Genomic DNA, 21,060 nt, shown 5'->3' on the forward strand with positions numbered 1-21,060 from the left:
ATGATCGAGGCCATCGACACCTGGCTGACGCCCGATGAGTGGACGGCCGTCCGGCTCAGCCTGCTGGTCGCGACGGTTGCCATGCTCGCGAGCCTGCCCTTCGGGCTCGCCATCGCCTTCCTGCTCGCTCGCGGCCGGTTCTGGGGCCGCTCGTTGCTCGATGCGGCGGTGCATCTGCCGCTGATCCTGCCGCCGGTCGTGACCGGTTATCTGCTGCTGATCTGGTTCGGCCGACGCGGGCCGATCGGGCAATTGCTCTACGACTGGTTCGGCATCGTGCTGTCGTTCCGATGGACCGGAGCCGCGCTGGCCAGTGCGGTGATGGGCTTCCCGCTGATGGTGCGGGCAATGCGGCTCTCGATCGAGGCGGTCGATCGCAAGCTGGAAGACGCGGCGGGTACGCTGGGAGCAAACCCCGTCTGGGTGTTCGTGATGGTGACGCTGCCGCTGTGCCTGCCCGGCATTCTGGCCGGCATGATCCTCTCTTTCGCGAAGGCAATGGGCGAGTTCGGTGCGACGATCACCTTCGTCTCCAACATTCCCGGCGAGACGCAGACCCTGCCGTCGGCGATCTACACCTTCACCCAGGTTCCGGGCGGCGAGGCGGGCGCGATGCGCCTGACGCTGATCTCGATCGCGATCTCGGTTTCTGCCCTGTTCGCCTCGGAGGCGATGGCGCGTCTCGTCGCGCGACGCATCGCCGCCTCATGACACCGGTCCTCGACATCGCCGTGCGACACCGGCTCGGAGAGTTCGTCCTCGACGCGGCCTTTCGTTCCGATGGCCGCCTGACCGCGCTGTTCGGCGCGTCAGGCTCGGGCAAGACCTCGCTCGTCAATGTCATCGGAGGGTTGATCCGGCCGGAGTCCGGCCATGTCCGCCTGGATGGCGAGGCGCTGGTCGATCGGGCGGACGGCGTCTTCGTTCCCAAGCACCGCCGCCGGATCGGATATGTGTTCCAGGAGGCGCGGCTGTTCCCGCATCTGAGCGTCCGCCAGAACCTGCTGTTCGGACACTGGTTCTCGCCGCGCGCGGGCCGCAACGGCATTGACCTGGCGGCGGTTCTGGATCTGCTCGGCATCGGGCATCTGCTGGCGCGGCGCCCGCAGGGGCTCTCCGGGGGCGAAAAGCAGCGCGTCGCGATCGGGCGGGCGCTTCTGTCCAATCCGCGCCTGCTGCTGATGGACGAGCCGCTGGCTTCGCTCGACGAAGCCCGCAAGGGCGAGATTCTGCCTTACATCGAGCGCCTACGGGACGAGAGCCGGATTCCGATCGTCTATGTCTCGCATTCCATGGCCGAGGTCGCCCGGCTGGCGACGACGGTCGCCATTATCGACGGTGGCAAGGTCGCCGCCTGTGGCCCTGCCTCCGAAATCCTGTCGCGGCTCGATCTGACCATGCTGCCGGGCGCGAGCGAGGCAAGCTCGCTGATCGAGGCCAGGGTCGCAGGATTTGACGAAGCCTTCCGTCTGGCGCGGCTGGAGACGCGCGCCGGGCCCCTCCTCGTTTCCCGCGGAGAGCTCGCGATCGGCCGCGGCATCCGCGTCCGAATCCTGGCGAGCGACGTGATGATCAGCCTCGCGCCGCTGGACGGCATCAGCGCGCTCAATCAGTTGCCGGGAACGGTGGCCGAGATCGGCGCGGCGGGCGGGCACGATGCCAGCGCCGTCGATCTGCGCATCGCTTGCGGGGACGAGATGCTGGCGGCGCGGCTGACGCGGAAGTCGATGGTGGCGCTCCGGCTGGCCGTCGGCAGCCCGGTCTATGCCGTGGTCAAGAGCGTTTCGGTCGAAACGCCATAGCGGAAGCCCTGATGATGCGGCGTCCGTGGGCATTGTGCGAGCGATGCTCTAGCATGGCGCGAAAATGCCCGAGGAACCGCCATGCCCGACACGCCGGAGCCGCGCCCTGCCCTGAAACTCGGCCTGCGGCTCGATTTCACGCCCGGCGGCCGGCTCGGCCCCGGCAAGGCGGATTTGCTGGAGGCGATCGCGCAGACCGGCTCGATCTCGGCAGCAGGCCGCGCCATGAAGATGTCGTATCGCCGCGCCTGGCTGCTGGTCGATGATCTCAACGGCATGTTCCGGCGGCCGCTGGTCGAGGCGCAACCGGGGGGTGCCAGGGGCGGCGGCGCGCGGCTGACGCCGCTCGGCCTGGAAGTGGTGACGCATTATCGGGCTATCGAGCGAACGGTGCTGGATGCGGGGGCGGCGCATGTCGAGACCCTGCGCGGACTGATCGAGATGGCGCCGCGTCCGGCGCAAGAATCTGCACCGGAAAAGGATGAAGGATGACGCCATGAACATCGGCGAGGCGGCGAAGCGTTCGGGCGTCAGCGCCAAGATGATCCGCTATTACGAGAGCATTGGCCTGATCGAGGCGCCGCAGCGGACGCAGGCGCAGTATCGCGTCTATGAGTCGGACGACGTCCACACGCTGCGCTTCGTCAGGCGTTCGCGCAATCTCGGCTTCTCGCTCGAGGAAACGCGGGAGCTGCTGGCGTTGTGGCGTGATAAGACCCGTACCAGCGCCGATGTGAAGCGGCTCGCCATGGACCATGTCCGCGATCTCGAGGCGAAGGCGGCAGAACTGCAGGCGATGGCGGACACGCTGAGGCATCTCGCCGAACACTGCCATGGCGATGCGCGACCGGATTGCCCGATCCTGAGTGACCTCGCGGCCGCGCCCACCCCCGCCGGCGCCTGCTGCTGAGCCACTTCTTCGGGATGACGCATGATCAGCCGCCGAAATCGCCCCGGCCATGCGTGTGACGGCTGGACGGAAGGGGCTCCGGTTGGTCATATGCCGGCCTGACCAAGGCAGGACCATCATGGACAACCGAAACGATCTCTGGCGCCACGTCGATGCGAACAAGGAACGGCTGATCGCGCTCAGCGACCGGGTCTGGGGCATGCCCGAGGTCTGCTATACCGAGGTGCGCTCATCCGCCGAGCATGCAGCGGAACTGGAGCACCAGGGCTTCCGCGTGACCAAGAACATCGCCGACATTCCCACCGCCGTGATCGGCGAAGCCGGCGAAGGCGGCCCGGTCATCGCTTTCCTCGGTGAATACGACGCTCTTCCCGGCCTGTCGCAGGAGGCCGGCGTCGCCAGCCACAAGCCGATCGAGAATGGAGGCCACGGCCATGGCTGTGGCCACAACCTGCTCGGCTCGGCCGCCATGCTCGCGGCCGTCGCGATGAAGGACTGGCTGGCGGAGAACAAGATTCCCGGCCGCGTGCGCTATTATGGCTGCCCGGCCGAGGAAGGTGGCGCAGCGAAGGCCTTCATGGTCCGCGCCGGCGCCTTCGACGATGCCGATGTCGCGATCTCCTGGCATCCGTCGAGCTTCTGGGAGGTTGCGCCGCCGCTGGCGCTCGCCAACACCCGCGCCGATTTCGTCTTCACCGGCCGCGCCTCGCATGCTGCCGCGGCCCCACATCTCGGTCGCAGCGCGCTCGATGCCGTCGAGCTGATGAATGTCGGCGTCAACTACATGCGCGAGCACATGCCCAGCGATGCGCGCGTGCATTACGCCCTGCTCGACACTGGCGGCATCGCGCCCAACGTCGTGCAGGCCCATGCGCGCGTACGTTACTCGATCCGGGCGCGCGACCTGCGCGGCATGCTCGAGCTCGTCCAGCGTGTGAAGAAGATCGCTGAAGGGGCGGCGCTGATGACGGAAACCAAGATGGAGATGCGGATCGTCAGCGCCGTCTCCGACCTGCTCGGCAACACGCCGCTGGAGCAGGCCATGCATGGCGTCATGGAAGAACTCGGTCCGCCGCATTTCGACGATGCCGACCGCGCCTTTGCCAATGATATCCGCAAGACGCTGTCGCCGCAGGAAATCGCCTCGATCTGGCGCACGATCGGGATGGAGGACAGCGGCGCGCCGCTGGCCGATTTCCTCGTCCCGCTCGACGCCAAGCGCAACCCGGCGATCGGCTCGACCGATATCGGCGATGTGAGCTGGGCGGTTCCGACCGTGCAGGCTCACGCCCCGACGGTCGCCATCGGCACGCCCTTCCACACCTGGCAGGTCGTGTCGCAAGGCAAGACGCCGGCCGCGCACAAGGCGATGGTGCATGTCGCCAAGGCGATGGTCGCGACGGGCGCAGCGGTTCTGCTCGACCCCGCCCTGATGGCGGCGGCGAAGGCCGACCACAAGAAGAAGCTCGGCACTGAGGGCTACACCTCGCCGCTGCCGCCCGAGGTCAAGCCGCCGCTGACCATGTCGCTCGGCGGCTGAGTTGGCGATGGCGGCCGTGGTCTACCGGTCGGCGGCCGCCGTCGTGCGATGGAATATCGTCGTGGTGGCGTAAAGCGGGATCTTGCGGACCATGTCTTCGACGATCTCGGCGCAGCCGCCATAGGCGCCGACATACTCGCCGATGTTCGGATCGAAGATGTGGAGCTTCGTGTCCATTCCATAGGGGCGTGGCTCGATCCGGCTGAAGCCCGCGATCGCGTGGCCGCCGCCGCCAGCGAAGCGCATCGACCATGTCGCGGCCGAACCGGGCGCGCGCAGATCGTCGGTGATCTTCTGCAGCATGCCGGCCCGGCCGCTATGCAGCTTCATGTCGACGAAGGTCTGCTCCTCGTAATCGATGCCGACGCGCGCGCCCATATGGCGGCGGGCGTCGTCGCGCCCGAGCGCCTTGCGCAGCCTGCCATAGCGGCGCTGATGGCTCTCGGCCCGGCCGAAATCGACCGCGAGCGCCTGCAATCGATGGCGCGGCGCCGCCCCGGGGGCCTGAAACAGCGACTCAAGCCAGAGGTCGCAGAGCGCGACGCAGACGCCGTCCCGCGTCTCGGGATCGCTTGCGTCGAGGAAATTCCCCTGATGGAAGCTCGTCAGCGTGAATGGCATCGGGCGGACTCCGTCTTGCGAAGCGATCATGCTTCGCGGGGTAGTCTCCGGAAGGCGTCTCCAGGTTTCGTCTCGATGCGAGATTTTTCTCTGTGCGCAGCTCGTTGGCGCGCGCCTTCAGCGCAGCCCGTCCTCGCCCTTGATCTGATCCTTGGTCAGCCCGCCGATACGCGGCAGCGGACGGCCAGAATCGGTGACGGCGATCGCGACCAGGATTTCGCCGGCGCGCGGCGCGTCGGTGACGCGGACCTCGACCGCATCGAAATGCGAGCGCACGAAGGCTGCATCCTTGTGGCCGAGCGGCACGTCGATCGGGGTGCCGAGCCCGCCGCGCTTCTTGGCCGAGGGGATCAGCGCCGGGCCCTTGCCGAGTGCCGCGCGGACAGGGGTGCCGAGCTTGGGGTGCAGGATCGCGGCGGCATGCTCCAGTTCGCCGCCCTCGCCCACGATCGCCGCCTTGCCGAAGCTCTCGGCCTGGCTGGGCTCGATCGCGAGCGCCGCGAGGCAGCGCCTGGTCAAGAGGTCGCCGAGTTCGACGCCGATCTCCGTCAGCTCCGACAGGTCTTCCTGGTAGCGCCCGGAGAAGGGGTTCGCGATCACGGCGACGGCGACGGCCCGGCGTGTCGGCGGCACAACCGTCTTGCCGGCTTCGACGAGGGTTTCATCGACCTGCGTCAGGATTTTGCGGATGTTCGCGGGCATGCTGGGCTCCGGCGTCAGTCAAACGAGCGCGGGGAACCCCTCTCCTGTAAGGAGAGGGGCAGGGGTGAGGTGATGGACGCTGGACCAGTCAGGCACCAATTTGAACGGTGCTGCGGTGAGTTCACAGCCAAAGCGTCGACGGGCCGACCCCTCACCCTACCCTCTCCCTCCGGGAGACGGTTCCCCGCGCGGGATTCCGATAGGGCGAGCAAGATCATCACCGCTGCCCATCCCAGACGCTGATCTGGTCGGCCCGCAGGCCGCCGACGCGCTCATGGATGCGCGCACCCGTCGTCATCACCAGGATGAAGACCAGTTCGTCGGCCTGAGGCGAACCGGGCACGCCGACCTCGACCGCGCCGAAATGACTGCGCACATAACAAGCGTTGATATGGGTGACGGGGATGTCGATGCGGCCGCCCGGCCCTGCGACCTTCTTGGTCGAGGGCACGATCGCCTTGGCGTTGCCGAGGATCTCGCGCATCGCATAGCCGCCCGGCACATGCCAGAGCGCGCCATGCTCCAACTCGCCGGCCGAGCCGACGACCGCGCCCTTGCCGTACCCCTCGACCGTCTGCGGATCGCCGCCGAGCGCGTTCAGGCAGCGCGTCGCCATTTCAAGTCCGGCGCCCTTCAGCGCCTCCATCATCGGCAGGATGTCGGGCTCGTAGCGGCCGGCATAAGGATTGGTCAGCACGGCGCAGACCGAGGCGATCCGCTCGGTGCGGCCAGGCAGCGGGCCGAATTCGTGGAAGATCTCCTCGACCGTGGTCTGGATGCGGCGGATCTCGATCAGATCGCTCATCGGAGGCATCTCCTCACAGCAGGACGGGAGCGGTGTGGGACGGTGGCGTCGAGCGCGAGCGCCCGGTCCTGACCAGCCCGTCGATCACGACCATGCCGATGCCCGGGATGTCGCCGAGCGACACCGCCTCCAGCAGGTCCTTGCCGGAGGAATGCTGCGGCTTGTCGAGGAAGACGAAATCGGCCGGATAGCCCTGCGCGATCAGCCCGGCATCGAGGGAGCGCTTGCGCGCGACATTGCCGGTGGCGAGGCAGAAGGCCTGTTCGGTCGGCAGATTGCCGAGGCTCGCCAGCAAGGTGATCATCCGCAGCACGCCGTTGGGCTGCACGCCGGAGCCCGCCGGCGCGTCGGTGCCGATCAGCACATCGGCCAGGCGGCCCGCCGCGAGCGCGGCTTCCAGCGCGACCAGCGCCGATTTCTCGTTGCCGTTATGGACGACTTCGAGCGCGCCCTTCGCCTTCTCGCAGAGGATGCGGATGTCGGCATGGGCGATCGAGGTCGGCCCGCCATTGATGTGGCTGACGACGTCGGGCTGGGCCTCCAGCACATCGTCCTTGTTGACGAAATGCGAGCCGGCGATCGACGGCCCACCGGTATGCATGATGGTCTCGAGCCCGATCTCGCGGCACCAGTCGGCGACGCGCTTCGCATCCGGCCCCTTGGCGACGGTGCCGAGGCCGATCTCGCCGATATGTCGGATGCCGAGCGCCTTCAGCTCCTCGAAGACCTCACGGCCGAAATCAAGTTCCGCGACGGGGGCGCCGGCGATGACCTTGGCGCCGGCCGGTCGGAAATTCTGGAAGCAGCGCTGCGCGGTGACGGCGAGCGCCTTGACGCCGACCGCGTCCTTCGGCCGGCCGGGCAGATGCACCTCGCCGGCCGAAACCAGCGTGGTGACGCCACCATTTACGCCCATCTCGATCCAGCCGAGCTGGTTCTGGCGCGGCGTCCAGTCGCCGAAGACGGGGTGGCAATGGGAATCGATCAGGCCGGGAGAGAGCGGCGAACCCTTGGCGTCGATGGTCGTGTCTGCGCCGGAGAGATCGAGATCGGCAGCCTTGCCGACCGCAGCGATGCGGCCGTCGACGGCAACGATCGCGTCCGCGTCGAGGATCGGCTTCGACAGATCGCCCGAAAGCAGGAGCCCGATATTGCGGACCACCAGCTTGCCCTTGGCGGCACCGACCGCGACCTCGTGAGCCATCTGGTTCTCCGTATCGGAACAGCTGCCGATCCCGCGCCAGGGGACAAGCGGCGATTGCATGTGTAATAACAATCATGGACAGCGCCGCAGCGGCTGGCAAGAGGCAGGGCTCGGCCCTTCCAGTCGCCGCTTGCAGGGAGCGCCGAGGGGGCGAATGCGGACGATGACGGGCAGGCAGAGCAGCAACGCCGAGGCGGTGGGCAAGCCCGCTGCCGATGCTGCACCGCGGCAGCGCAAAACGACGGCCGCGACACCGGACTACGTGCTCGACGAGCAGGTCGGATTCCTGATGCGCCGCGCCCAGCAGCGCCATATCGCGATCTTCCAGCGGATCATGGGCGATGACGGCCCGACCCCGACGCAATTCGCCGCGATGGCGAAACTGAGTGGCGGCGAGGAAATTTCTCAGAACCAGCTCGGCCGCATGACCGCGATGGACCCGGCCACGATCAAGGGCGTGATCGCGCGGCTAGCCGAGCGCGGTTTCGTCGAGCGCCGTCCCGATCCAGAGGATCAGCGCCGCGTGCGCGTCCGTCTCACGGCCAAGGGGCTGGAGGCGATGCCGGGCTTGATCGAGAAGGCACGGGCGATCACGGCGGCGACCCTGTCGCCCTTGTCGCGGGAAGAAGCGGAGCGCCTGCTGGGGCTGCTGGCGCGTCTCGATTGAGCAGGGTCTGCCTGCAAAATCCGCTTGCACCACCTTGTTTGTATACTAACAATAATCAGCGAGGTTCTTGAGCCGTCCCAGGAGCGGGCCATGACGCGCTACCTTCGACCCCGGACGCTGGATGAGGCGCTCGCGCTGCGGGCGGAGACCGCCGGCTCCTCGCCTGTGACGGTGCTGGCCGGCGGCACGGACGTCTACCCGCTGCGGACGCATCGCACGGCCTGGTTCGAGCCCTTCAGCCGCGACATCCTCGATCTCACCGCCGTGGCGGAACTCGGCGGTATCGAACATGACGCTGGGGGCACACGCATCGGCGCGACCGCGACCTGGAGCGCCGTCACCGAGGCGGAGCTGCCCGCCGCATTTGAGGCGCTGAAGCAGGCGAGCCGACAGGTCGGCGGCGTGCAGATTCAGAATCGCGGCACCATCGGCGGCAATCTCTGCAACGCCTCGCCCGCGGCGGATGGCGTGCCGCCCTTGCTGGCGCTGGGGGCCGTGGTCGAACTGGCCAGCCTGCGCGGTCACCGGCGCCTGCCGCTGTCCGAATTCGTGCTGGGCAACCGCCGGACGGCCTTGGCCGCGGACGAGATCATGGTGGCGATCCATCTGCCGACGCAGCCGGAGCGGGCGCGCTCGACCTTCCTGAAGCTCGGCGCCCGGACCTATCTGGTGATCTCGATCGCATCCGTCGCAGCGGTCGTCGCAACCGACGAGGCTGGCCGGATTGTGTCGGCCGACATCGCGGTCGGCGCCTGCTCGGCCGCCCCGCAGCGCTTGACCAACCTGGAGGAACGGCTTCTCGGCGAAGAGCCGACGCCGGCCCTGGCGGAAACCGTCTCACCCGACGATCTCGCCGCGCTCTCTCCGATCGACGACGTCCGCGCCAGCGCCGCCTACCGAAAGGATGCCGCGCTCGTGCTGGTGCGCCGGGCGCTGGCGGGCGTACTATCTTCGCCGCTGGAGGTTGCAGCGTGAATATTCATGACCGCTCCGCCCTCGCCCCGGCCCTGGCCGGCGACGCCATCGGCTTCAGCCTGAACGGCTGCGCGGTCGTTCTTCGCAATGCCGCCGATACGCGCCTCAGCGAAGCCCTGCGAAGCGAACTCGGCGCGACCGGCACCAAAGTCGGCTGCGATGCCGGCGATTGCGGCGCCTGTACCGTGCTGATCGACAAGGCCCAGGCCTGCGCCTGTCTCGTTCCGGTCGGGCAGATTGCCGGGTGCCAGATCATGACGGTCGAGGGGCTTGGCGAGGATGCGCTGGGTCTGGCGTTGCAGAAGGCCTTCCATGCCCATGGCGCGGCCCAGTGCGGCATCTGCACGCCGGGCATGCTGATGGCAGCCTACGATCTGCTGCAGCGCAATCCGCAGCCGGGCGAGCAGGAAGCCCTGGATGCAGTCGGCGGCGTGCTCTGCCGCTGCACCGGCTATCTCAAGATCGTGGAAGCGGTGTGTGGCGCGCATCGCTTTCTCGGCGATGAAGCGACGCTTGCCTCTGCCGCGACGCCCGAAGCCGGTTCGGCCATCGGCACGCGCATCGCCCGTCTCGACGGCAAACCCAAAGTCGCGGGGACGGAGATCTATGGCAGCGACGCCGCGCCCGAAGATGCGCTCTGGCTGCGCGCAATGCGCTCACCCCATCCGCGCGCCCGCTTCACGCTGGGCGATCTCGACGCCTTCGTCGCGGCCCGGCCGGGACTCGTGCGCGTCTTTACGGCGAAGGACGTGCCGGGCGAGAACTCCTTCGGCATCTATCCGCATCTCAAGGACCAGCCGGTCTTCTCGAGAGGCGAGACGCGCTATCGTGGCGAATGCGTGCTCGCCATCGTCGGCGAGAAGGAAGCGGTCGAGGCCGTGCGCATGGACGAGTTCCCGATTTCGTGGGAGCCGCTGCCGCCGATGATCGGCAGCAAGGCCGCGCTCGCCGAGACCGCCTTCACCCTGCATGATTTCGTAGCCGACAATGTGCTGACGCGCGGCCGCGTCGAGCGCGGCGATGTCGAGGCCGGCTTCGCGCAGGCCGCCCATATCGCGACAGGCGCCTTCGAGACGGGCTTCGTCGAGCACGCCTATATCGAGCCCGAAGCCGGCTATGCAAAGCGCGTCGGGGATACGCTTGAGGTCTTCGCCTGCACGCAGGCGCCCTATATGGACCGCGACGAGGTCGCGCGTGTCATCGGGCTGCCGCTGGAGAGCGTCCGCATCCTGCCCTCGGCCTGCGGCGGCGGTTTCGGTGGCAAGCTCGACGTTTCGCTGCAGCCGATGCTGGCGGTCGCGGCCTGGGTGCTCGACCGGCCGGTTCGCTGCATCTTCGGGCGGATCGAATCGATGATCTCCTCGACCAAGCGCCACCCTTCCTCGATCACCGCCAAGGCAGGCTGCGATGCCGAGGGCCGGCTCGTCGCCTATGCGATGGACGGCGATTTCGACACCGGCGCGTATTCCTCCTGGGGGCCGACAGTCGCTGGGCGCGTTCCCGTGCATGCGACCGGACCCTACAAGGTGCCGCATGTCCGCAACCTGTCGCGCGCCGTCTACACGAATGGGCCGCCCTCCGGGGCCTTCCGGGGATTCGGCGTGCCGCAGGCGGCGATTGCGCAGGAGAGCCTGTTCGATGATCTCGCAGCGGCGGCGGGCATCGACCGGCTCGAATTCCGCCTGCTCAACGCGATCCGCGCGGGCGATACGACGCCTTGCGGGCAAGTCCTGCAAGCCAGCGCCGGGCTGGCCGAATGCCTGGAGGCGCTGAAGCCGCATTGGGAGCGTCTGCTGGCGGATGCTGCCGCTTTCAATGCCGGCGAAGGCCGTGTCCGGCGGGGCGTCGGTGTCGGCTGCATGTGGTACGGCATCGGCAATACCGGCATGTCCAACCCCTCTACCATGCGGGTGACGCTGTCGCAGGATGGCCGCCTGACCTTCTGGAACGGCGCGGTTGATATCGGCCAGGGCTCGACCACGGTGCTGACGCAGATCGCAGCGGATGCGCTGGGATTGCCGGTCGAGCGCTTCGAACTGGTGATCGGCGACACCTTCCGCACCTTCGACGCCGGCAAGACCTCCGCCTCGCGCCAGACCTTCGTTTCCGGCAAAGCCTCCGAACAGGCGGCGGGCGCCCTGCGCGCCGAGATCCTCCGGCTGACCAATGCCGGCCCGGCGGCGAGGCTCTCGCTCGACGGCACGACCGTACGGGTCGAGGAGAACGGCGTCGCGGCGACGATCGACCTTACCGCCCTGCCCGCCAGGGCCGACGGCACCGTGCTCGAAGGTATCGGCAGCTTCGATCCGCCGACCGTCCCGCTCGACGAGAACGGCCAGGGCGTGCCCTATGCGACCTATGGCTTCGCTGCCCAGATCGCCTCGCTCGATGTCGATCTCGATCTCGGCACGATCAAGCTCAACCGCATCGTCGCGGCCCATGACGTCGGCCGGGCCATCAACCCGATGCTGGTCGAGGGCCAGATCCATGGCGGCATCGCCCAGGGCATCGGGCTGGCGCTGCTGGAGGAATACCTCCCCGGCCGCACCGAGAACTTGCACGATTACCTGATCCCGACGGCGGGCGACGTGCCGCCGATCGACATCATCCTGGTCGAGGATCCCGAGCCGCTCGGTCCCTCCGGCGCCAAGGGCATCGGCGAGCCGGCGCTCGTGCCGACCGCGCCTGCCATCCTCGGCGCGATCCGGCACGCGACCGGCGTGACGCCCCGCCAGGTGCCTGTGCTGCCGCATCGACTGTGGGAATTGCTGCGCGAGAAGGAGGGCCGTTCATGAACGAGCTCAACCCCCAGCCGGCGCCCGCCTCTGCCCTCGCGGAGCGCTCGCGCAAGTTCGGCGTGGCCGAGGGCGATGACGGGATCGTCCGCTGCGACGCCTGCCCGGTGCTCTGCCGGATCAGGCCCGGCCGCGCCGGCGCCTGCTCTCGCTATGCCAACGAGAACGGGCTGCTGGTGCGCACCGATCCGGTGGTCCTGCTGGCCGAAGCCGTCACTGAAGGGCAGCACGTCGTGCCCTTTGCCGAGAACGCCGAGGATTGGGATGGATCGATCCTGCCGGCGGAGCGCGTCTTCGTCACCGGCATCGGCTCGGGCACGACCTATCCCGACTACAAGCCCGCGCCCTTCATCGTCTCGTCGCAGCATAAGGGCGTCGATACGGTCACGGTGGTGACGGAGGGCATCTTCTCCTATTGCGGCGTCAAGGTGAAGATCGACACCGATCGGCATCTCGGCCCGGAAACCGCAGCCGTGCGCAGCAATGGCGAGCAGATCGGCCATGTCACCACCGCCGAATACGGCTCGCAGATGCTCTCGATCGGCGGCGTGCGCCATCTCACCGGCGGCTCCAAGAAGGAGGGCAACGCCACCTGCGACGCCATGCTGAAGCTCAGCAATGGCGAGGCGGTGGAACTCACGATCGATGGCGGCCATGGCGTCGTCGTCCAGGCGGGCCAAGCCCCGATCATCGACGGCAAGCCGGAGACGCGGATGCGCGTCGGCTGCGGCTCGGCCACGATCGGCATCTTCGCCAAGCAGTGGCAGGGCCATGTCGACGAGGTCATCGTCGTCGACGACCACATCACGGGCGTGCTCACGGAACATCAGGCCGGCCGCGTGCTCGACATGCGGCCGGCCGGCATCCGGGTGCGCGGCCGCAAATCGACGCCGGGCCGCTATTTCCAGGTCGCCGAGCCCGGTCTCGGCTGGGGCGGGACCGACATCACCGAGCCGCTCTCGATCATCCAGAAGATCGATCCGGCCCTCGCCTGGCCGGGCATGCGGCTGCTGATGACCTCTACGACGGGCGAGGATTCGCTCTACTGCGTGCTCGACGAGAACCTCCTTCCGGTCGAGGCGGAGATGCCTTCCGCCGTCCGGCAGGTGGTCGAGCGCATCGGCGAGAATTGCGAGCCCTCGCTCTGCACCGTGACCTTCGTGGCCGGGGCCGGCGGGAGCCTCCGCGCCGGCGTTACCGAGAACCCGGTGCTGCTGACGCGCTCGGTGCAATCGGGGACGACCAGGGTCACGATGGGCGGCGCGCCGGTCTATGTCTGGCCGGGCGGCGGCATCACCGTGATGGTCGACGTGCTGCGCATGCCGAAGAACGCCTTTGGCTATGTGCCGACACCGGCTCTCGTCGCGCCGATAGAGTTCACCTTGTCGCGCGAACTCTATCTGGCATCGGGTGGCCACGCCGAGGAGATCGTGCCGGTCGAGGAGGTTCTGCGCTCCCATGGCGGGCAGGCCCGGATCGAGGGTGGGGCCATGGAGAATCCCTGGCCGCTGCGGCGGGATATTTGCTAGAATCGATCGGCCTCTCGCCGTCATTCCGCGCAAGCGCAGCGCAGACCCGGAATCCATCCTAGGGCACCGGCAGCGCTCTATGATGGATTCCGGAGCGGCGCCGCTGCGCGGCTCATCCAGAATGACGGCGTGTTTCACGAGAGAGCAATGAAATCTCACCGCGTCGCACGCCTGCCGGGCAATCGCCTGCACCTTCAGGAAGGCCCGAGTGATCTCGTGATCGCAGCCTTCGGCGGGCCCTCCGACATTGAGCGCGCCTATGCCGCCGCCGAGGAGGCATTTGACGGTCTGCTCGGCCAACTCGCCGGCGAGCTGAGGACACTGCGCCGGCCACTGGGGGCCCAGCCCCCTGCCCTGACGGGCGCGACGGCGCAGCGGATGGCGCGTGCCTGCTGGGCTTTTCGCGCGCAATACATCACGCCGATGGCGGCGGTCGCGGGCGCTGTCGCCGACACCATCATGGCCGCGATGCTCGCGCGCGCGCCGAGGCTGGAGCGCGCCTATGTCAATAATGGCGGCGATATCGCCGTCTTCGTGACGCCGGGCCATCCGCTCGACATCGGTGTCGTTCCCTCGCTCGCCCGGGCACGGCCGGAGGGTTCCGTCCGCATTTATGCTGCGCACAATGCTGCGCAGCATTTTCGCGGCATCGCCACCAGCGGCTGGCGCGGACGATCGTTCTCGCGGGGCATCGCGGATGCCGCGACGGTGCTGGCGCGCAGCGCGGCCGAAGCCGATGCGGCTGCGACCGTTATTGCAAATGCGACGAATGTGCAGGATGCCGCCGTGATCCGGCGGCCGGCGCGCGAACTCGACCCCGACAGCGATCTCGGGGATCTCGCCGTGACGGTCGATGTAGGCCCGCTCTCGCCGGAGGCCATTGCTGCGGCGCTGGCTTCGGGGATGCGGACGGCGGAAGCCCTGTTGCGCGATGGCCTGATCGAGGGCGCGCTGCTCGCGTTGGCGGATGAATGGCGCAGCGTCGGCGGGTTGGACAGCGTTCCGTCATTGCGAGCGTAACGAAGCAATCCAGGAGACATAGCGCGCGACGCTGGATTGCTTCGCTACGCTCGCAATAACGATGTGCGGGTCACACCGACAGATACTGCGTCCTGACCGCCTCGTTGGCCTTCAGCTCCTCCATCGTGCCGGTGAAGCGGATGATGCCCTTTTCGATGATCGCGGCACGATCGGCGACATTGCCAGCGAAATGCAGGTTCTGCTCCGAGATCAGCACGCTCAGCCCTTCACTCTTCAAGGCGAGGATCGTCTTCGCCATCTCCTCGACGATGACCGGCGCCAATCCTTCGGAAGGTTCGTCGAGCAGGACGAGTTTTGGATTGCCCATCAGCGTGCGCGCGATGGTCAGCATCTGCTGCTCGCCGCCCGACATGGCGCCCCCCGGCCGGTCTCGCATCCGGCCGAGATTGGGGAAGAGCTGGAACAGCCGCTCCGGCGTCCAGTGCGGCACGTCGCTGCGGGCCGGGCGCTGCGCCACGGAGAGGTTCTCCATGACGCTGAGTTCGGAGAAGACGCGTCGATCCTCCGGCACATAGCCGATGCCCATGCGCGCAATCTCGAAGGGCTCGCGCCCGTCGACCCGCTGGCCGTCGAAGGTCACGCCGCCGCCTGCCGGCGGGACGAGCCCCATCACAGCCTTCATCGTCGTCGATTTGCCGGCGCCGTTGCGGCCCATCAGCGCCAGCACCTCGCCGCGGCTCATTGCGAAGCTGACGCCCTGCAGGATATGGGCGCGGCCGTAATAGGCGTCGAGCGCGCTGATCTCGAGCATCGTCACGATCAATGCCCTCCCGAAGTCGCGCCGGAGCCCAGATAGACGGCCCGGACATTGGGGTCCTGCCGAACCTCCTCGGCCGTGCCGTGGGCGATCAGGCGGCCGCGATCGAGCACGATGACGCTGTCGGAATGGGTGAAGACGACATCCATGTCGTGCTCGGTGAAGAGCACGGCGATCCCGCGCGCGGCGGCGATCTCGGCCGTCAGCGCCATCAGCTCGATGCGCTCGCGCGGGGCCATGCCGGCGGTGGGCTCGTCCATCAGCAGGAGCCTGGGCTGGTTGGCGAGCGCGACCGCAAGCTCGACGCGCTTGAGGTCGCCATAGGCGAGGACGCCGCAGGCGCGCTCGGCCTGGCCCTCCATACCGACCTGCGCGAGCAATGCGTCGGCGGCGTCGCGGTGTCGGTCGCGGGCGCGACCGAAGGGGTTCCAGATCTCGCCGGCATGCGAGATCAGCGCCATCTGGACGTTCTCGCGCACGGTCATCGAGGTGAAGGTCGCGGTGATCTGGAAGGTCCGGCCGACACCCATGCGCCAGACGATGCGCGGCTTCAGACCAGTGATCGGCTGCCCGGCCAGCAGGACTTCGCCGCCATCGGGCCGAAGCTGACCGTTGAGCATGTTGAAGCAGGTCGTCTTGCCGGCCCCGTTGGGCCCGATCAGCGCCAGCATCGTGCCGGGCAGGACCGAGAACGAGACGCCATCGACCGCGCGCACGCCGCCGAAGGACTTGGCGAGATCGCGGACGACCAGGACAGGCTCGGCGTTGGTCATCGGCCGGCCTCCACCAGCGCCGCTTCGGGTTCGGGCTCCCTGCGTCGGCGTTCGCGCAGGGCCAGCGTCGCCCCGACGAGGCCGCGCGGGAAGAGCACGACGAGCAGCACGATCGACAAGCCCAGCACAAAGCGCCAGTACATCGTCGCCTTCATCAACTGCTCGGAGAGGCCGGCAAAGGCGAAGGCGCCGACGATCGGGCCGGACACGGTCTGGACGCCGCCGAGCAGCACCATCAGCAGCGCATCGACCGAGCGCGGGATCGCCATATAGGTCGGGAAGACCGAGCCCTTGAAGAAGGCGAAGAGCCCGCCGGCGATGCCGGCGCAGAAGGCCGCGACTGCGAAGGCCACCCACTGGATGCGGACGACGTCGAGCCCGATCGCCTCCGCGCGCAGCGCGTTGTCGCGAGCCGCGCGCAGGCCATAGCCGAAGGACGAGAAGATCGTCAGCCGCAGCGCCAGGATCGCCGCCGCGCAGATGACCAGCGTCAGATAGTAATAGACCGTCTTGGAGGCCGCCCAGGCCGAGGGCCAGACGCCGAGGATGCCGTTGTCGCCGCCGGTCAGGTCGACCGATTGGAAAGCCGTCGCCCAGGCGATTTGCGCGAAGGCGAGCGTCAGCATGGCAAGATAGACGCCGGACAGCCGGACGCAGAACCAGCCGAAGACCACACCGGCGATGCCAGCCAGGAAGGGGGCGAGCAGCAGTGCCGGCTCCATCGGCGCGCCCCACCATTTGACAGCGAGTGCCGCGCCATAGGCGCCGAGTCCGAAATAGGCGGCGTGGCCGAAGGAGGCCATGCCCCCCGGCCCCATCATGAAATGCAGCGAGGCGGCGAACAGCGCGAAGATGACGAGTTCCGTCAGCGTCAGCAGGATGTGGTCGGGCGTGACGAGCGGGGCGAGCGCGAGGATGACCAGCGCGATCAGGCCGGCGAGTTTCGTCGCGCGGTCGGCCGGCAGCAGCAGCGGCTCGGCCGGGCCATGGCCGCGCGCATGTCCGACCGGCGCCCTGCCCATCAGCCCATAGGGCTTGACCACCAGCACCACCGCCATGACCAGGAAGACGAGGACGAGCGTGATCTTGGGAAAGATCAGGATGCCGAAGGCGTGCAGGATGCCGATCAGGACGGCGGCGAGATAGGCGCCCGTGACGCTGCCGAGCCCGCCGACGACCACGACCACGAAAGCCTCGGAGATCATGGCGAGGTCCATGTGCAGGGTCACAGCCTCGCGGGGCAACTGGAGCGCACCGCCCAGGCCGGCCAGCATGGAGCCGAAGGCGAAGACCGAGGTGAAGAGCAGTCGCTGGTTGACGCCGAGTGCGCCGACCATCTCGCGATCCTGCGTCGCTGCCCGCACCAGCGTGCCCCAGCGCGTCTTCTGGAAGAGCAGCCAGAGGATCAGCAGGACGAGCGGCCCGACCGCGATCAGGAACAGCTCATAGGTCGGGAAGCGGTTTCCGAAGATGATGAGGAAGCTCTTGAAGCCCGGCGCGCGTGGGCCGAGCTTATCCTCCGCGCCCCAGATTCCGAGCGCGACGTCCTGGATCATCAGCACGACGCCGAAGGTGGCGAGAAGCTGGAAGAGTTCCGGCGCCTGATAGATGCGCCTGAGGATCAGCACCTCGATCACGACGCCCACGAGCCCGGTCAGCGCGGCGGCGGCGAGCACGCCCCCCCAGAATCCCAGCGCATCCGCCGGACCGAAGCGGCTGACCAGCGTCCAGGCCAGATAGGCCCCGAGCATGTAGAGCGAGCCATGGGCGAAGTTCACGATGCGCGTGACGCCGAAGATGATCGACAGCCCCGACGCCACGAGAAACAGCGACGAGGCCGAGGCCAGGCCGTTCAGCGTCTGGGTGAGGATGAGGTCGATCATGCTTGTCCCGTGCGAATTGCAGGCGCGGAAACGCCGCCGTCATCCCGGGCGCAGCGAAGCGGAAGCCCGGGATCCATCATAGGCTCATTGCTCTACGATGAATCCTGGAGCGGCGCCGCTGTGCGGCTTGTCCGGGATGACGTTGCGGGTGTCGGCAACGGATGGGCCAGACTTCGGGTTCAGCCTCACCCCGCCGGGCGCAGCGTTTTCACCTCGGCGTCGCTCGGCAGGTATTTGGCGCCGTCGCGATAGCTCCAGTCGACCATCACGCCCTTGCCATCCTTGACCGCCGTCTTGCCGACGAAGGCGCCGAGCGTCGACTGATGGTCGATGGCGCGGTACTCGGCCGTGCCGAAGGCGGAGGGGAATTTCAGGCCCTTCAGCGCCTCGACGAGCTTCTCTGTGTCGGTCGAACCGGCCTTGGCCAGGGCGGCCGCGATCGAGTTCATCGTGTCGTAGCCGACGATCGAGCCGAGGCGGGGGTAGTCGTTGAACTTGGCCTTGTATGCTTCGTAGAACTTGGTGTGCTCGGGCGTCTTCAGGTCGGCATGGGGATAGCCCGTCACGATCCAGCCGACCGGGGCCTCGGCGCCGAGCGGATCGAGATATTCAGGCTCGCCGGTCAGCATCGAGACCACGGTCCTGCCCTCGAACAGGCCGCGCGTATTGCCCTGGCGGACGAAGTTGGTCAGGTCGCCGCCGAAGGTGACGTTGAAAATGGCGTCGGGCTTCGAGGCCTCCAGCGCCTGCACGGTGGCGCCGGCGTCGATGCGGCCGAGCGCCGGGAACTGCTCGGCGACGAACTCGACATCGGGCTTGGCCTTCTTGAGCAGGTCCTTGAACCACTTCACGGCCGACTGGCCGTATTCGTAGTTCGGCGCGACCACCGCCCATTTCTTGGCCGGGAGCTTGGCGGCTTCCTCGACCAGCATCGCCGCCTGCATGTAGGTCGAGGGCCGCAAGCGGAAGGTGTAGCGGTTACCCTTGGCCCAGACGATCGCATCCGAAAGCGGCTCGGAGGCGACATAGAGCTTCTTGTTCTGATTGGCGAAATCGGCGATGGCCAGCCCGACATTGGACAGGAATCCGCCCGAGAGCAGGTCGACCTTCTCGGCGTTGATCAGGTCGCCGGCATGGCGCACCGCGTCTTCCGGCTTGCCGCCATCGTCGCGGAAGATCGTCTCGATCTTGCGGCCGAGCACGCCGCCTCCGGCGTTGATCTGCTCGAGCGCCAGTTCCCAGCCCTGGCGGTAGGGCTTCAGGAATGCCGGTTGCGCCGTATAGCTGTTGATCTCGCCCACCTTGATGGGCCCTGCACCTTGCGCATGCACCAGGACCGGCGCCGCAATGATGGTGGCTCCGGCGGAAGCGCCGGCCAGAAAACTCCGACGGTCGATCGTCATCGCTGTTCCCCATGTCTGGCCCGGTGGCGGGTGCCCAGGCTCTTTGACAGATTGGCTCGTGGACAGTTGCATGCCGCCGCGTCTGCGTCAGCCGGCAAATTCGTTTGTATGCCTATGAATTTGAATAGGCCCAAACTGACTGTCAACGCCGAAAAAATAGCACCGGCTGCGTCGTTGCGAGGCGGTTTTGAGGCCTGGCAGTCGACGGAAGTTCGAGGAAGGCGCCGCTCCCGCTCCGCTGTGTCGAGCGTGCTCAAAAATAGGACAATGATGCTGCCCTTTTGCGCTTGTCGTGCGGCGGGCCGGCTCCTATGTATCCCGCACCGCAGCAGCGATGCTGCGTCGCCCTCCTTGGGCGTTTCCTCCCTAGACTTGGGCTGCGCTCACGCGCGGCCCTTTTTTCTTTTCCGCGTCGGGCCGAGGCAATCGGCCGCTCGGCGCGCCGCGGCTACCAGGGGCTGCGGTAGAACCAGGGCGTGCCGCCGAAAGCGGTCTCGATCTGGAAACGCCGCTCGGCGGCACGGTCGAGGTCGCTCCTCTGCAGGCACTGCGCCATCGCGTCCGTCGCCGGGCGGAAGCCATAGGCGCTGCAGCGCACCTCGTCGGCGGTGCGCCGTTCGGCATCGGTGGTCGAGACGCAACCGGCGCCGAGCGCTGCCAGCGCCAGCGCCGCCGGGAGAAAGCTCCGTTTCATCTCGTTCTCCCGATGCGACTGCCCTTCGTCGGACGATAGCCGCTCAGCGCGAGAACTTCACCGGCACGGCCAGCGCGACGGTGTTGCCGCCGAGCCCTGCCGGAGGCGCCGGAACGGGGCTCGCCCGACGGATCATCGACACGGCCTCCTCGTCCAAAGCCGCATCGCCTGATCCGCTGATCAGCCGGGCCGAAAGCACGCGCCCTGATCGATCGATGCTGAAGGAGACCTGCACGGTGCCGGGATTCGCTCCACCGGGAAAGCGCTTGTAGCGGTTGAGATGCGCCAGCAGCGTACCGCGCCAGCTCGCCGGCGAGACGGACGGAGCCGAGGACGCGCCCTGCGACGGTGCCGCGGCGGTCGGCGCTGCCTGCGCCTGCGCCGTGGGCGCGCTCGTGCGCTCGGCCGGGGGCTTGTCCTGGTTGATCGGCTTGCGGCGCTCGACGACCTTCTTCGGCGGCGGCTTGCGCTCGACGACCTTCGGGCGGGGCGGTGGCGGGGGTGGCGGCGGCGCGAGCACGGCTGCCGCGTCGGGCAGATTGGGCAGTTCCGGGATCTTGATCTCGGGTTCCGGCTGCGCGACGGGCTGCGGCTCGACGACCGGCGGCGGTTCGACCGGCGGAGGCGGTTCCACGACGGGCTCCGGCGGTGGAGGCTCCGGCTCCGGCGGCTTCTCGATGACGGGCTCAGGCTGCGGTTCGGGTTGGGCCTCGACCATCTCGGGCCCCGGTGCGATCTCCTGCGGCGGTGCCTCGGGCGCAACGGCCAGCGGCGCGAGCTCGATCATGACCGCGGCGGGGGGCGTGCCCATGGCGGCCTCGGCGCGCTGCCAGGTCACGATCATCCAGCCGGCCACGCCGTGCCCGCCAGCGACGACCAGAATTGCCAGCGTCCAACGGAGGGCAGCCGGCCAAAACCGCGACCCGATGCCGTTCGAGCGGGCGGACATGTCGGCAAGC

General features: G+C 67.9%; 20 protein-coding genes. 10 read left to right on the top strand and 10 right to left on the bottom strand.

Translation table 11 applies throughout. The annotated features are described in order from the left end of the window. The 5 genes from modB (at position 1) to AC1RMY_RS09400 (ending at position 4,252) form a co-directional block, all read left to right on the top strand. Positions 1-711, top strand: coding sequence for a molybdate ABC transporter permease subunit (modB, locus tag AC1RMY_RS09380; protein ID WP_492863747.1), 711 nt, complete (start codon positions 1-3; stop codon positions 709-711). Beyond that, complete coding sequence (gene modC / locus AC1RMY_RS09385; RefSeq protein WP_492863748.1) at positions 708-1,802, top strand: molybdenum ABC transporter ATP-binding protein; 1,095 nt, start codon at positions 708-710, stop codon at positions 1,800-1,802. The genes modB and modC overlap by 4 nt, the downstream gene beginning before the upstream one ends. An 81-nt stretch (positions 1,803-1,883) precedes the next feature. Continuing rightward, a complete protein-coding gene (locus AC1RMY_RS09390) occupies positions 1,884-2,294 on the top strand; it encodes a winged helix-turn-helix domain-containing protein (RefSeq protein ID WP_492863750.1) in 411 nt (136 codons plus the stop codon). 4 nt (positions 2,295-2,298) lie between these two features. Beyond that, the gene (gene cueR / locus AC1RMY_RS09395; RefSeq protein ID WP_492863751.1) at positions 2,299-2,712 is read left to right on the top strand and encodes a Cu(I)-responsive transcriptional regulator; all 414 of its coding nucleotides are present in this window, start codon (positions 2,299-2,301) and stop codon (positions 2,710-2,712) included. 118 nt (positions 2,713-2,830) lie between these two features. Then, positions 2,831-4,252: a M20 family metallopeptidase gene (locus tag AC1RMY_RS09400; protein WP_492863752.1), complete on the top strand. Its 1,422-nt coding sequence runs from the start codon at positions 2,831-2,833 to the stop codon at positions 4,250-4,252. A 21-nt stretch (positions 4,253-4,273) separates the two neighbouring features. Here the strand turns inward: AC1RMY_RS09400 and AC1RMY_RS09405 are convergent, their stop codons facing one another. The 4 genes from AC1RMY_RS09405 to AC1RMY_RS09420 form a co-directional block, all read right to left on the bottom strand. Then, the gene (locus AC1RMY_RS09405; protein ID WP_492863753.1) at positions 4,274-4,873 is read right to left on the bottom strand and encodes a YopT-type cysteine protease domain-containing protein; all 600 of its coding nucleotides are present in this window, start codon (positions 4,871-4,873) and stop codon (positions 4,274-4,276) included. Between the two features lie 117 nt (positions 4,874-4,990). Next, positions 4,991-5,575 (bottom strand): amino acid synthesis family protein, encoded by a 585-nt coding sequence (locus AC1RMY_RS09410; RefSeq protein ID WP_492863755.1) that lies wholly within the window; start codon positions 5,573-5,575, stop codon positions 4,991-4,993. 217 nt (positions 5,576-5,792) lie between these two features. Beyond that, positions 5,793-6,380 (bottom strand): amino acid synthesis family protein, encoded by a 588-nt coding sequence (locus tag AC1RMY_RS09415; RefSeq protein WP_492863757.1) that lies wholly within the window; start codon positions 6,378-6,380, stop codon positions 5,793-5,795. A gap of 13 nt (positions 6,381-6,393) precedes the next feature. Then, a complete protein-coding gene (locus AC1RMY_RS09420) occupies positions 6,394-7,584 on the bottom strand; it encodes an amidohydrolase family protein (protein WP_492863759.1) in 1,191 nt (396 codons plus the stop codon). Between the two features lie 163 nt (positions 7,585-7,747). On the opposite strand from AC1RMY_RS09420, the gene AC1RMY_RS09425 reads away from it, so the two are divergent. The 5 genes from AC1RMY_RS09425 to AC1RMY_RS09445 all read left to right on the top strand — a co-directional run bounded on the left by AC1RMY_RS09425 (position 7,748) and on the right by AC1RMY_RS09445 (position 14,570). Then, a complete protein-coding gene (locus AC1RMY_RS09425) occupies positions 7,748-8,251 on the top strand; it encodes a MarR family winged helix-turn-helix transcriptional regulator (RefSeq protein WP_492863761.1) in 504 nt (167 codons plus the stop codon). A 90-nt stretch (positions 8,252-8,341) separates the two neighbouring features. After that, positions 8,342-9,226: an FAD binding domain-containing protein gene (locus AC1RMY_RS09430; RefSeq protein WP_492863763.1), complete on the top strand. Its 885-nt coding sequence runs from the start codon at positions 8,342-8,344 to the stop codon at positions 9,224-9,226. Continuing rightward, positions 9,223-12,021 (top strand): molybdopterin-dependent oxidoreductase, encoded by a 2,799-nt coding sequence (locus AC1RMY_RS09435; RefSeq protein ID WP_492863765.1) that lies wholly within the window; start codon positions 9,223-9,225, stop codon positions 12,019-12,021. The genes AC1RMY_RS09430 and AC1RMY_RS09435 overlap by 4 nt, the downstream gene beginning before the upstream one ends. Beyond that, entirely contained in the window at positions 12,018-13,550 is a 1,533-nt protein-coding gene (locus AC1RMY_RS09440) for a 6-hydroxynicotinate reductase (RefSeq protein WP_492863767.1), read from the top strand. Before AC1RMY_RS09435 ends, AC1RMY_RS09440 begins: the two co-directional genes overlap by 4 nt. A 147-nt stretch (positions 13,551-13,697) precedes the next feature. Next, positions 13,698-14,570: a UPF0280 family protein gene (locus tag AC1RMY_RS09445; RefSeq protein ID WP_492863768.1), complete on the top strand. Its 873-nt coding sequence runs from the start codon at positions 13,698-13,700 to the stop codon at positions 14,568-14,570. A 70-nt stretch (positions 14,571-14,640) separates the two neighbouring features. On the opposite strand, the gene AC1RMY_RS09450 is transcribed toward AC1RMY_RS09445, so the two are convergent. From AC1RMY_RS09450 to AC1RMY_RS09475, 6 genes are all read right to left on the bottom strand, one after another. Further along, positions 14,641-15,342, bottom strand: coding sequence for an ABC transporter ATP-binding protein (locus AC1RMY_RS09450; protein WP_492864435.1), 702 nt, complete (start codon positions 15,340-15,342; stop codon positions 14,641-14,643). 8 nt (positions 15,343-15,350) lie between these two features. After that, positions 15,351-16,121 (bottom strand): ABC transporter ATP-binding protein, encoded by a 771-nt coding sequence (locus AC1RMY_RS09455; protein WP_492863770.1) that lies wholly within the window; start codon positions 16,119-16,121, stop codon positions 15,351-15,353. Further along, positions 16,118-18,001, bottom strand: coding sequence for an ABC transporter permease (locus tag AC1RMY_RS09460; RefSeq protein WP_492864437.1), 1,884 nt, complete (start codon positions 17,999-18,001; stop codon positions 16,118-16,120). Before AC1RMY_RS09460 ends, AC1RMY_RS09455 begins: the two co-directional genes overlap by 4 nt. 188 nt (positions 18,002-18,189) lie before the next feature. Continuing rightward, a complete protein-coding gene (locus AC1RMY_RS09465; protein ID WP_492863772.1) occupies positions 18,190-19,407 on the bottom strand; it encodes an ABC transporter substrate-binding protein in 1,218 nt (405 codons plus the stop codon). 448 nt (positions 19,408-19,855) lie between these two features. Next, entirely contained in the window at positions 19,856-20,101 is a 246-nt protein-coding gene (locus AC1RMY_RS09470) for a hypothetical protein (protein ID WP_492863773.1), read from the bottom strand. A gap of 43 nt (positions 20,102-20,144) precedes the next feature. After that, positions 20,145-21,050, bottom strand: coding sequence for an energy transducer TonB family protein (locus AC1RMY_RS09475; RefSeq protein WP_492863774.1), 906 nt, complete (start codon positions 21,048-21,050; stop codon positions 20,145-20,147). Positions 21,051-21,060: the final 10 nt, after the last annotated feature.

This window comes from Allobosea sp. GW822-FHT03F07 (genome assembly GCF_058801345.1).